Source organism: Paenibacillus sp. TCA20 (assembly GCF_000732325.1).
GTDB lineage: Bacteria > Bacillota > Bacilli > Paenibacillales > Paenibacillaceae > Paenibacillus > Paenibacillus urinalis.
In genome coordinates this window covers 24,877-37,447 of record NZ_BBIW01000017.1, presented here as the reverse complement: position 1 = coordinate 37,447, position 12,571 = coordinate 24,877, and the positions used below count along the sequence as shown (strand labels likewise).

The following is a 12,571-nucleotide window of genomic DNA, read 5'->3' as shown; positions in this document are numbered from 1 at the left end:
CTGCATCATAGCAGACCTGCTCTTTTTGAGTTGATTACATACAATCGTTCATTATTCAAGCGGATGATGGTTATCGTGACCGGCGCTTCCGAAAGAAACCATATAACAGACTCCGATTAAAAAATCGGAAGTGTGAATTATGAAGCATTCTTCTCTTTGCTCTGCTGCTTGAATAAGCTCTTAGAATCCCTAGTCGATCCTCATGTTCCCAAATCTGCTGCTGGTATTCGTGCAGCTTGTGTTGTGTGTAATCATTCATAATAAAGACCTCCTTCTTGATGTCTTTATTATGAGGCTGTGCGTCGCTGCTAAAAAGTGTAAACCTTACAGCAAAGACTTCACCTTTTAACCGTTCAGCTTATAGGCTACATTCTTGAATTAAGAAATAAATCACGTTAATGATTCATATGCTGAACTAGATGGGGCGCAAAGAGCATTTGAAGGGAGGAGAGAACTCCTATTGTGCTAATTATTCTGTTCCTGTTTGCCATAGGTTCGGCGATTGCCAGTGTAGATACAACCTGTGGACTTAACGTACTTGGGAGTCTTGAGCATACGAAGGGGAGCAAAATGAAGTATGCATTCATTTACATTATCTCTTGCATGGCAGGCGGGACGGCGACCGGACTAATCATCAGCGGGCTGAATGCAGTCATTGGCTTGACGACGCTCTCTGCTTATTCCGAGCCTATTCTAATCACATGGTTTGTTATCGTACTGCTGCTCGAGATGTTCAACAAGTCGGCAATTCTGCCCTCGGGTAATTTTATCGTGCCTTCATCGTGGATCAGCAAGGCGGATTACCGCACCGCGGCCTTGTGGGGAAATATATTAGGGCTTGGCTTCATCACATTACAGGCAGGCGTATTGTTTCACACTTATGTCTTTGTCTCATTATTCACAACACCTTGGTGGGCAAGTGTTGCAGCGGGATGTGCTTTTGGATGTATAAGAGGGATCGTATACAGTATCCCGGTGGTCAGGTCAATGGTGTATCGATTGCTTGAAAAAAGAGCGGGTCATTATACATTCCTCACCGCTACAAGGCTGACGTTGTCTTACTTGTTAATCTTAGGCTCCATAGCGGCACTGTTAATTTCTTAACGTTACAAAGCCAATGTGGAATGGAGTGATAGCGATATGTACGGATTTCTTACTGTCCTCATGACCTTTCCGTTACTCATGTCGTCAGCAAGCTTCTTTTGGGGAAAAGCACTAGGCGATCCGAGTAATTTTCCAGCTCATCCATTCCTCTATGACTTACTTATCAGTGTGCAAATTTTGACTGCACTTATCGTCTTCATTTACCAAGCCCCCCTCAGCTTCATTCTTCTTTCATTGGTGTATCTGTCCCAAGCTGTAGGGGTTCTGATCATTATGCGTAATAAAGGCAAGGTAGAATGTGGCTGCCTGGGTCCACAGGTGAACTCCAGGTTGAGCTATAAGCTTGTTCTACTGAATCTGTCGTTTGTCTGTGCTGGCATTATAATCTGTTATTTGACTTATCCGATCTACGATCCCGTTATTATGCTAGAAGGTGCATTTATCTATATGATTGTTATGCTGCTCGCTCTATTCATTGCTGTAGGCGTTCCTGATGCACTATATGCCACTACAGCTTACCGTTCTGCTGCCCGTCTTAACCGGCAAGTCGTCGTTAAGCAGAGAGGAGGCGGAGATTGAATACTTTATTTTGGCTGTCGTACATCATGCTCTGGCTGCTCGTCGTTCCGCTCGTCATTCTGAATTTGGTGCTGTTCAGGCAGCTTGGAATTATGATTATGGGAACGGCCCGAGGAGTGAATCAGTCTGGAATTCCAATTGGACATAAGATCCCTCAAGCTGCAGCCTTCCGTTTAGAAGGAGAGGAATGGTCAACGGTCGAGTTGCTCGGTTCCCCATCCTTAATGCTGTTTGGTTCTCCCACCTGCAAAGAATGCGCAGAGATTATGCCTGATTTTAAACGTATTGCGGAAATAAATGAGGTGAAGCCCATTCTCTTGTTGTTTTCAACGGCTGAGTTTGCCGCTGAGTATGTAAGAAAGATTAATTATACAGATGAAGTGATGCTGGTAAATCCAGATTTAGCAAATCAGCTGGATGTTCAGGTCACACCGTTCGCCTATGCGATCGACAGAAACGGCATCATTAAGCATAAAGGCCTGGTTAACAGCAGAGACCAGCTGGAGGAGTATGTTAAGGCTTCAAGAGCTTCATGAGAGGTGAAGTATGTGGCGTAATCCAAAAAATAAAGACGAACAGATTCAGGACTACATCAGCAGACAAGTCAGAGCATGGAATCATGCTCATGGGCTGAAAAAAGTGTTGAACAAAGCTGCTGGGGCGATTGCCGCAGCATTAGCCAGGCTGTTCATTCGGGATCGGGGTACAGCCCAGATTTCTTATCTGTCGGGAGGCTGTTTCCCTCCACATGGTCAGCTGTGTCGTGATTGTGGTTCTGACGGTGCCTGTCCTTCCACTTATGTGACTTGCACAACATATAACGCACTCATGGGCTGCAGGGGCTTGTGTCCGCATCCTTCGGGATGGTGGTACACCAGTGACCCTGTAGGGTTCAGGAGTAAATGCACCGATTGTGTGTCTCAGCATGTTAAGCCCTATACGCCAGGAAATTGGTGTTATCAAGATGCCCGGATTAACGGTGAATATGTGATTTGTGGATGTCAATCGACCTTATTATACTGACATCTTCGGGTGATCAAACACTTATATCTGGGCGTGTGCATATACTGTCTATCAAGATGAGAATAGGGAGGAACGTCATGTCTAATCAGCGTGAACGTCAATTGATGTTTCAGTGTGAACATGAGATCGCGGATTATTTGAAGCAGTATCGGCACTATGTAAAGGAATCATGTGAGCAATTCTTGAACTATGACGTCAGCATACAAACATTGGACGGGGAAACGTTTGAAGGTACGATTGTAAATGTAGACCCGCATCATGTATATATTAGACTTCATGAACAGCGGGGATTCGGCGGCCCTGGGTTTGGCTCTGGATTTGGACCTGGAGGACCCGGACATGGAGGACCTGGCCCGGGCTGGGGACCTGGTGGGGGTCATGGACCTGGTCACGGCGGACCGGGATATGGACACGGACCGGGCCCAGGATATGGCCCAGGTTTCGGCCCAGGTCCTAACCCGAACGTCATTTTACCGCTTACATTATTCAATTTGCTTACGCTCAGTTTGCTGATGTAGTTCAAAATGGAATGCTGGTTATAAAACTGCGGAATCTCCGCAGTTTTTTATTTTCTTGATGTGTTGGATCGACGTGCAATTGAATTTAACGGTACTCATCTAGTGTATTAAGAACATATGTGCTTACAAACGGCGAATAATTTGATATGATTGCAAAGAGTTCTACTATTTTACAGGAGGTTGTTATAATGAAGCTGTGGTTTAAGCATAATTGGCTGCTGAGAGATCAGTGGTATGAATGGTGCCAGGAAGTTCCATATGAGGAGCTGGTGAAAGAGCGGACCGGCGGAGTCGGCAGCATCATGCGAACTCTCTTTCATATGATCGACGTGGAGTGGAGCTGGATTCAAATGATGCAAGAAAAACCTCATGATGAGGAAAATTTCGAGGAATATAACACTGTGGACAAGATTCAGGAGCTCGATCGACGTTACCGTCTGGACATCAAAGACTTTATTGAGAATTGGAACGATAATTTGGAGACAACTCCATTTTATTTTCACGAGCCATCGGGTAAAGTGCACGTCGATGCATGGGGAGAAATTATGCGACATACCATTGCACACCAGATCCATCATCTAGGACAAATATCAGTGTGGGCAAGGGAGATGGGTAAGGCTCCTCTATCTGCAAACGTAATAGGAAGAGGACTCATTCAGCCTCAGTCCGTTCAGACTAAAGATGTCTAGCACGAAGTGATATATATAGATGCTTACCTCCTATTAATTACCCATACCAAATCTGCCATATTACATAATATATTGTATCTTAATAGAATAGGAGGTAAGGTCTATGGCTGAGTTTGTAGATGCAAGAACTTCACAGAATGCCAGCTTTGCCAACTCCATTGCAATCCCGATTCTGATTATTAGTACACCGCAATTATTTGGTCAAATCGGGCTTCAAACCGCAGGAGTGGGTACAAACCCTCGTGTTGTATTACAAGGAACTATAACTTTGCAGCTTCCACTTGCCCTCGTAGGAATTACCATTACAATCGTCAGAGGGACAGCTTCAACAGATCCTCTTGTGTATTCAGCGACTTCAACGTTTGATCTGAGTGTGCTTGCTCCTCAGGTTATTGCTTTTAATGCAGCAGATTTTAATCCACCCGTAACACCTCAGTTAACGTATACGGCTTTTGTTACGTCCAACTTACTTGGAGCCGTACGCGTAGGGCCAGAGAGCTTCAGCGGCACCCTTGTATCTGATAATGTATAAGCTAGTTCATTTTTGATAGCTGTAATAGAGAGTATTCATGAAATATATGACTCTGCCGGCTCCTTAGCTGGCAGGGTTTTTATCTATTATTTTGCCTGCTATAATGGATGAAAAAAGAGTAGGTGCTTGCATTGACATTTGAACGAACTAAGCGATCCTGGCGGGCAGAGAAATTATCACATTTAGGCTCGTCTATCTTTACAGAAGTTGCAGAATGGAAAGAAGAAGCACGCTCTTCCGGCAAAGAGATTATTGATCTGGGGATCGGAAGTCCTGACCGCGGACCTACAGTACATATTCGGAACGTATTGAGTGAAGCCGTACTTGATGAGAGTAGTTATGCTTATCCGGGCACTTCCGGTACTCTGTCCTTTCGTCAGCAGGCAGCTGCATGGATGAAGCATCGATTTGAGGTGGATGTCAATCCGAATACAGAGCTTCTTGCACTCATGGGCTCTCAGGACGGGCTGGCACACCTCGCTCAGGCTATATGTAATCCTGGAGATTTGGCCATTGTTCCGGATCCCGGATATCCGATATATTCCGGTTCTCTTGCCATTGCGGGAGTAAAGCCCTGGTATCTTCCACTGAAGGAAGAGAACCATTTTCTTCCTGATTTAGACAGCATTCCTGATCAAGTATGGGAGGAGGCAGTATTCATACTGCTTAACATTCCAGGAAACCCCATTGCCGTGACAGCGGATACAGCATTTTATGAGAAATTGATTCGGATTGCGACACAATGGAACGTGCTCATAGTGCATGATTTGGCTTATTCGGAGATGGCATTTGATGATTACCGTCCAATGAGCATTCTAGAACTACCCGGAGCCAAAGATATCGCTGTTGAATTCCATTCTTTCTCGAAGAGCTTTAACATGGCCGGATGCAGGATTGGCTTTCTAACCGGGAATTCGGAAGTCATATCTGCCCTTCGTGACCTGAAGAGCAACATTGATTACGGAGTATTTGAACCGATTCAGGTGGCCGCAATTGCGGCACTGGAAGAGGCGATGAAGAAGGGAAAAGGTGACCGGGGAGTCGCGCCCTTGTATGAAGCCCGCCGAAATGCTTTTGCAGAGGCTCTTGCAGCCGAAGGCTGGAATGTTCCTAAGCCTAAGGCGACAATGTTCGTGTGGGCCCCGCTTCCTGCGTGCTTTAAAGTGGCGGAGAGAGATGCAGAGGCATGGACCTCACGCAAATTTGCTCGTGAATTGCTGCTGGATACAGGGGTGGTGGTCATCCCAGGGGAAGCCTTCGGATCAGAAGGAGAAGGGTACGTCAGAATTGCTCTTGTACAAGAACAGGAAATACTCATGGAAGCAGCGAAGCGGATGGGCAGCTTTATCCGAGAATACGAAATGATTTGAATTTGGAAAAGAATCTCTAATAATAGAGGTTCTTTTCTTATTTAAAATGGAATTATGAAGCGGAACTGGAAATCATTGTGGTTGACAATAGAGGGGTGAAAAAGTAATATCTTCCTAAATACATACTTAAACTATCGGAATTGTTAAGTAATGATGGATATTACTCGTATATATTTTGTTAGAAGTGAGGAGGATCTTGATGAAGGTTAGTGCAGCTGATCGGATTGCCGGAATCGTTGCTGTCTTAATCGGCTTACTGTCGTTATCAGAAGCATGGAAGCTATATGCTTACCGAATTGCATTATTTAATGGAGATCATGTATTTCCGTTTATCGTCGGACTTGGATTGGTGTTATTCGGAATGATGCTGAGCATTAGAGGGGATCGGATATCCCAGGGTACCGCGAATGACAGATCTGAAGTTAAAGTATCTCACCTTATATATGTCATTCCTGTCGTCCTGCTCCTATATGTAGCACTTATCGATTGGTCAGGTTATCTAATCGCAACCTTTATCGCTTCCATTATTTTGTTCCATCTTATCGGAAAATTTCGCTGGTATTGGTCTATCGGCGGATCTCTAATCTTAACAGCGGCTCTTTACTTCATATTTGTAGAGTGGCTGAACACACCTCTGCCTAGCGGCAGTTGGTTGTAGCAGGAGGTGCTCACGTGTTAGATTCATTGATTTCCTTAGGCAGCGGCTTCGCGAGTGCTATTACACCGATGAATTTGTTAATGGCTGCACTCGGGGCACTGATTGGCACATTTGTTGGCGTTCTTCCAGGATTGGGCCCAACTTCTGCAATTGCGATCCTGCTGCCTCTTACAGCAGTTCTAGAACCCTCCCAAGCCATCATTATGCTGGCAGGCATATACTACGGATCGATGTATGGAGGCTCAACAACTGCCATTCTTTTAAACATCCCCGGTGAGGCCTCATCTGTGCCTACATGCTTGGATGGGTATCCTTTGGCACAGCAGGGAAGAGGGGGACCTGCGTTAGGTATTGCTGCCATTTCTTCATTCTTTGCCGGAATGCTTGGTCTTGTCGGACTTGTATTCTTTGCACCATTTCTCGCGGAACAAGCTATTAAATTTGGCCCGCCTGAACTGTTTGCGGTCATGATTCTTGCGTTGACAGTAACCTCAGGTCTCGCCGGAGGATCTATGGTCAAAGCGGCTATCATGGGATTGTTTGGATTCATGTTGTCATTAGTCGGACTTGGTACTTCCACAGGAATGTTTAGATATCAATTTGGCTTGGAGTCCTTGTCCGGCGGGTTTGAAATGATCAGCATCATCATTGGGCTGTTTGCGATAACAGAAGTATTCAAGACCTTTGGTGAGAAGAAAGTAGCCATTTCCTCTGATCAAATAGGCAGTGTATATCCCTCTGTTAAGGATATGAAGCAGAGTTCTGGAGCTGCCCTGACAGGGAGTGCAATTGGGTTTGTAATGGGGCTTCTGCCAGGTGTTTCAACCGCAGTGACTTCATTTTTATCCTATGATATTGTGAAGAAATTTTCCAAGCGTAAACGGCTGTTTGGAAAAGGAGCCATAGAAGGTGTAGCTGCACCTGAAGCAGCAAACAATGCAACAAGCACGGCTGGCTTCATTCCTCTATTTTCACTAGGGATTCCTGCTTCACCACCGCTTGCCGTACTACTTGCTGGTCTGATGATTTATGGTGTAACGCCAGGTCCGATGCTGTTTGAACAGCAAGGGGGCTTTATATGGACGGTTATTGCGAGCATGGTCGTTGGTAATCTGGTTCTGCTGCTGCTCAATCTTCCGCTCGTGGGTGTATGGGCTAAGCTGACGAGAGTTCCTTTTGGCATTATGGGGCCGATCATCCTGGTACTCTGTGTTATTGGTGCCTATTCGGTCCGGAACAGCTTGTTTGATGTTGTGATTGCTGTGCTATTCGGCTTTATCGGGTACTTCTTGCATAAATATAACTGGCCGGTGATGCCGCTTGTCCTATGCTTTATCCTTGGTCCTCTGTTGGAGCAGTCCTTCACACAGACGATTGCCATGTCTGCCGGAGATTTTACGATATTCCTGACGCGTCCAATAGCTCTAATATTCTTAATCTTATCTCTAGTCATGATTATTGTTTCGAATCTGCTTATTCGTCGCACGAAGAGAAGGCTGGTGGAAGCAGGAGCTTCTGATCTAAATTCGATATCTTAATTGGTTAATAAAAATACGATCTTGGGAGAGATGTAAAATGAATCGTTCATATATCGCAAAAGCAGGAAAGCGTCTTACCACTCTGGCTGTATTATCCAGTATGTTTGTTCTGGCCGCTTGCGGGGGCGGGACTGCTAACGAGGATGCAGCAACAAATGGCTCTTCTGCTGATAATTATCCTAGTAAGCCCATAGAATATGTTGTTCCATATGCCGCAGGAGGTGGCGTGGATCTCGTTGCTCGTGTTGTAGCAGATGCAGTCAGCGAGAAATGGGGCCAGCCCGTCTCTGTAGTTAATAAAGCAGGTGGAGGTGGAACAACGGGAGCACAATATGCACTTGGAACAAATCCGGATGGTTATACGGTACTGGCGAATGTGGTATCTAATACTTCGATGATGGAAGCGAGCTATGCCTCACCAGCAATTAAGCTTGAAGATCAGGAGCTCGTTGCACGTATTGTAGAAGATGCTCCAACCTTCACGGTGAAATCAGATGCAGAATGGGAGAACCTGAACGAGTTCTCCGAATGGGTCAAGCAAAATCCCGAGCAGCTCAGCTGGACAACCTCAGGTGTCACAGGATATGCGACCTATGTTGTAGCTGAATGGCTGAACGAGCTTGGAGTGGACATCTCCCAGACCCGTATGATTGTAACCAAAGGTACAGCGGAATCACTCCCCATGATTGCAGGGGGGAATGCTGTCCTAGCCGTCCATCCTGTAAGTGAAGTCGCGACAATGGTGAATTCGGGTAACTTAAAAATCCTGGCCATTCAAAGCGCGGAAAGAAGCCCACACTTCCCTGATGTACCAACTACAACAGAAGAGGGCTTTACGAACCTGTCTGCGACTTGGTGGACTGGACTAAGCATGCCTAAGGGTACACCTGCGGACATTGTACAGAAATGGAATGACACACTGGAAGAATTAGCGGCAGATCCCGAATTTCAAGAGAAATTGGCTGCCATGAAGATGTCGTCCTCTTATTTGAGCAAGGATGAATTTAATGAGTTCATTACTCAGGAAACCGAATATTATGGCGAGCTCGCTGATAAATTTGGACTGAAAAAATAGAGAGGAGCCGTGTATAGATGGCGAAGATTGTCATAGTTGAAGCGATGGGTGAGACCGGTTTAGAGCGGCTCCAGAAGAGTGAATATTCAGTTATATATGATCCGACTTTATGGTCAGATCATCGTCGTCTGATCGAAGCGTCTGAGCATGCTGAAGTCCTTATTGTCCGTAATCAAACACAACTTACACGTGAGCTCCTGGATGAACTTCCTCGTGTTAAGGTCATTGGTCGACTTGGCGTAGGTTTGGATAATATTGATGTCGAGGCTGCTTCATCTAGAGGTATTCCTATTGTAAGTGCAAAGAACGCCAATGCAGCATCGGTTGCTGAATATGTAATGGCTTCAATTCTGACCGTGAGCCGTCCACTTATTGCAGCTACAAGAGATGTCATTTCGGGCGGTTGGAATCGAAAAAAATTCGGCGGCAAAGAAATTCAGGGCACCACATTAGGTCTCATCGGTGTCGGACAGGTCGGACGCTTGACAGGCAGCAAAGCACAGGCCCTTGGACTCCATGTTATCGGATATGACCCGATGTATGAGCCTGGTACAACGACAGAGGATGAGATCGCACTGAAAACGTTGGAGGAGGTGCTGGCAGAATCCGACTATGTTAGTCTTCATGTTCCTTTATTGCCAGAGACTCGTCACCTTATTGATCGTACAGCACTGCAGCGAATGAAGTCTACTGCGTATGTCATTAACACAGCGCGTGGCGGAGTCGTTCATGAACTGGATTTGGTTGAAGCACTCGAAGCAGGTGAAATCGCAGGAGCAGTGCTGGATGTATTGGAGCAAGAGCCTCCTCCGTCAGATCATCCGTTATTCAGTGTATCAAACTGCATCCTGACTCCTCATGTTGCCGGTGCAACAGAGGAAGCACTGAATCGAACCTCTCTAATGGTGGCTGCAGAGGTGATAAAGGAGCTCGAAGGAGAAGCTTCAGAGTTTAGAGTCGCGAAAGTTGCAGGTTCGAAATAAAAAACTAATAAACACCTTCAATGAATTACCTGCCTATTACGTCAAGATGCAGGCATTTCAATTGAAGGTGTTTTTTTGTAAAGTTACCAAATTGCGGCCAGTAGCTACATTTACCCAATACTTCGTTTGTGCTCCTGGAGGACATGCTGCTTCCGGTAAGCGCCAGGCGTCATGTTCGTCAGCTTTTTGAATGATCGGTTGAAGGAGGTGATGTTATGATATCCGACGAGCTGGCTGATCTCGTTCACGTTCAGATCCGTTGTCACGAGCAGTTCACAAGCCTTGGACATCCGAACTCCCTGCAAATGCTCGCTGAAATTCATCCCCGTCTTCTCTTTAATATAAGCTGAGAGATAAGCACTGGACAAATTGAGCTTATCGGACAAGTAATCCAGCGAGATGTCCTCCATATACTTGTGCTGAATGATTTCGTAGAACATAACGACAAGAGGCTCAGATGACAGGTCCTGGCGCTTCCGGGTAAGTGCGCATGCAGCATGGACAAATGACAGGAAGCTTTGATGATAATCAGACAGGGTATGGCAGTGCTTGATCCCTTCCATCCACAGCTTGAGTGCAGGGAAGGAATCTTCACCTGGAAGAAGCTCCTTGGTACTCTCCATCAGTTTTACAGCAATGAGATGAGCATATTCCTGAAACTGCTGTACTCCAGCTCCTTGCTCATAAAAGGGTACCAGCAGTTCCTGAATCAGCTCCATCGCGCGTTCCTCATCCCCGGATTGAAGAGCCTGATGTAGATTTTTTTGCATGATCGAAGACAGGGGAGGAAGCTCGGGAAGCTCTCTTTCCTCGAATATAATTTGAGTTTCTTCTGCTATATAGGCTTGTGAAGAGAGATTTCGCAATCGTTGATACGCATCGTTGAAACCCGATGCATCCGCAACCAGCGGACTGACGCCAACGGTGACGATATAATGCTCATGATCTGCATCAAATGTTTGCTTGATTCGTTCCAGCAGCAAGCCCAAATCTTGTGAAGAGGCTCCTTTTAATACGGAAACAATTTCATCGCTCTCCAGCTGGAATGTATGTGTATCTTGTACACATTCGGAAGAGATCAGATGGATATGCTCCAGCAAATGGCGGATAACCCGGCCCATCTCTTCCCGAGCCTTAATTCCGGCTTGGCGAAAACGGATATCATAATAAACAATATGAAAACGGCCTGAGCTGTTTAGGAAATCTGACCACTCATTAATGTCGGTGTTGATGTTTTTGAGCTGATTCATATAGGTGTAGCTTTGGAGTGCTGCTTTTTGCTCCTTCATCCGGTGAATAATGCTCTCTTTTTCTTTCTGAAGCTGCTGAATCCGGCTATGGATTAGGTCATATTCCCATATCTGGCCCGCAGAATTGGAGTTATTCCTTATTTCATGCTCACTTGCAGCAACACCGCCCGAAGTTCGGTCTAACAAACTTGAGAGCATTTGCTTCACAGGGGAATGAAGCTTTCGGCTAAGCACGATGGCAGCGATAACCGCAACAGCGAGTGAAGTGACAAATACTAGCAGTAAATACTTGGACAGGTGCTGCAGCTGTACAGTGATTTGTGTGTCTGGAGTCGATGTAATATAGGTTAGTCCGTCACTGCCCGTAGTCTTAAAATAATATACTCCATTATGCTTGACCATGCTTTCGCCTTCAGCGAATGGCGGAATCTGTTCAGCTTGAGCGCTTTCATTCCTGCTGTACAGGATATGTCCGGCTTCGTCCATCAGCATCAAATTTCCTTGTTCTGCTGCGGTCCCATAAAATGCATCTGCAGCTTGTTCAATATCAATCATCGCAATAAGCTGATAAGACGTGTCCGGATAATGGAACACATAAGGCAGCAGCTTCTTAGCTTCGATATTCTTAGCCGCAAGCTCGAAGGTAGACGCAGGCAGCATTTGAAATGAATTTTCCTGATTCAGCTCTGCTTGCCAATCGGATAAGGTGTAATTCACATTGTGATAAAAACGTTCAAACATATATTCATTGCTGCTGCTGCCGCTCTTGCCAAACGCAAGCTCCGCCTGATCCAGATGGACAATGACATCCTGAACCATAAATAACGGATTGTATGCCTCTCTTCGAATCTCCTCGATGACCTCCTTAGCCTTCAAGAAGTTCGCTCCGTCTATACCATACCTGTTCAGTTCACTATTAAAGCTGATCAGATCCGGATTGTGATACAGATCAAAGAGCAGAATCTGTATTCTCTCAAAATGCTGGGCAAATCTCTCTGCCGTATTCTCGGTCTGCGTCTGACTGCTGCGCATAATTTCCTGTTCAAGACCATTGCGGAACATTTTATAAATAAGTACATAGAAGCACCCAAACAACAGAATGAGGGTGAGAAAGCTCACAAATATTTTGAAGTATAAAGAACGCTTGCGTGCCCAGATCCACCTCATCGTACGATCATCTCCTAACGTTAATCTTTTCTGTGCTGCTAAGGCTTGGCCGAATCCTTCTTAATCGGCTTATTGTAGCAAGACA

Annotated in this window: 14 protein-coding genes; 12 read left to right on the top strand and 2 right to left on the bottom strand. The window is 45.6% G+C overall.

The genetic code is table 11. The features are described from left to right. Window positions 1-70: 70 nt before the first annotated feature. Entirely contained in the window at window positions 71-259 is a 189-nt protein-coding gene (locus TCA2_RS23310) for a hypothetical protein (protein WP_047914002.1), read from the bottom strand. Window positions 260-462: 203 nt separating this feature from the next. On the opposite strand from TCA2_RS23310, the gene TCA2_RS23305 reads away from it, so the two are divergent. The 12 genes from TCA2_RS23305 (at window position 463) to TCA2_RS23255 (ending at window position 10,069) form a co-directional block, all read left to right on the top strand. Continuing rightward, entirely contained in the window at window positions 463-1,104 is a 642-nt protein-coding gene (locus tag TCA2_RS23305; protein ID WP_238546499.1) for a hypothetical protein, read from the top strand. A 36-nt stretch (window positions 1,105-1,140) separates the two neighbouring features. Further along, the gene (locus TCA2_RS23300; RefSeq protein ID WP_047914000.1) at window positions 1,141-1,683 is read left to right on the top strand and encodes a MauE/DoxX family redox-associated membrane protein; all 543 of its coding nucleotides are present in this window, start codon (window positions 1,141-1,143) and stop codon (window positions 1,681-1,683) included. Beyond that, window positions 1,680-2,219 carry a thioredoxin fold domain-containing protein gene (locus TCA2_RS23295; protein WP_047913999.1) on the top strand — a complete coding sequence of 180 codons (540 nt, stop codon included), beginning with the start codon at window positions 1,680-1,682 and terminating at the stop codon, window positions 2,217-2,219. Before TCA2_RS23300 ends, TCA2_RS23295 begins: the two co-directional genes overlap by 4 nt. A gap of 10 nt (window positions 2,220-2,229) precedes the next feature. Then, entirely contained in the window at window positions 2,230-2,706 is a 477-nt protein-coding gene (locus tag TCA2_RS26800; protein ID WP_081872786.1) for a hypothetical protein, read from the top strand. Window positions 2,707-2,783: 77 nt separating this feature from the next. Further along, window positions 2,784-3,224: a hypothetical protein gene (locus TCA2_RS26415; RefSeq protein WP_052512281.1), complete on the top strand. Its 441-nt coding sequence runs from the start codon at window positions 2,784-2,786 to the stop codon at window positions 3,222-3,224. A 188-nt stretch (window positions 3,225-3,412) separates the two neighbouring features. After that, window positions 3,413-3,913, top strand: coding sequence for a DinB family protein (locus TCA2_RS23285; protein ID WP_047913998.1), 501 nt, complete (start codon window positions 3,413-3,415; stop codon window positions 3,911-3,913). Between the two features lie 103 nt (window positions 3,914-4,016). Then, window positions 4,017-4,445: a hypothetical protein gene (locus tag TCA2_RS23280; RefSeq protein ID WP_047913997.1), complete on the top strand. Its 429-nt coding sequence runs from the start codon at window positions 4,017-4,019 to the stop codon at window positions 4,443-4,445. Between the two features lie 131 nt (window positions 4,446-4,576). Further along, window positions 4,577-5,815, top strand: a complete 1,239-nt coding sequence (locus TCA2_RS23275; protein ID WP_047913996.1) for an aminotransferase class I/II-fold pyridoxal phosphate-dependent enzyme — start codon at window positions 4,577-4,579, stop codon at window positions 5,813-5,815. A 199-nt stretch (window positions 5,816-6,014) separates the two neighbouring features. Next, complete coding sequence (locus TCA2_RS23270) at window positions 6,015-6,473, top strand: tripartite tricarboxylate transporter TctB family protein (RefSeq protein ID WP_047913995.1); 459 nt, start codon at window positions 6,015-6,017, stop codon at window positions 6,471-6,473. 68 nt (window positions 6,474-6,541) lie between these two features. Further along, window positions 6,542-8,011: a tripartite tricarboxylate transporter permease gene (locus TCA2_RS23265; RefSeq protein WP_047914046.1), complete on the top strand. Its 1,470-nt coding sequence runs from the start codon at window positions 6,542-6,544 to the stop codon at window positions 8,009-8,011. A gap of 37 nt (window positions 8,012-8,048) precedes the next feature. Further along, window positions 8,049-9,086, top strand: coding sequence for a tripartite tricarboxylate transporter substrate binding protein (locus TCA2_RS23260; RefSeq protein WP_052512280.1), 1,038 nt, complete (start codon window positions 8,049-8,051; stop codon window positions 9,084-9,086). Window positions 9,087-9,103: 17 nt separating this feature from the next. Further along, complete coding sequence (locus tag TCA2_RS23255) at window positions 9,104-10,069, top strand: hydroxyacid dehydrogenase (RefSeq protein WP_047913994.1); 966 nt, start codon at window positions 9,104-9,106, stop codon at window positions 10,067-10,069. A 110-nt stretch (window positions 10,070-10,179) separates the two neighbouring features. Here TCA2_RS23255 and TCA2_RS23250 read toward each other — a convergent pair whose 3' ends face one another. Further along, window positions 10,180-12,486, bottom strand: coding sequence for a helix-turn-helix domain-containing protein (locus TCA2_RS23250; protein ID WP_047913993.1), 2,307 nt, complete (start codon window positions 12,484-12,486; stop codon window positions 10,180-10,182). Window positions 12,487-12,571 lie beyond the last annotated feature (85 nt).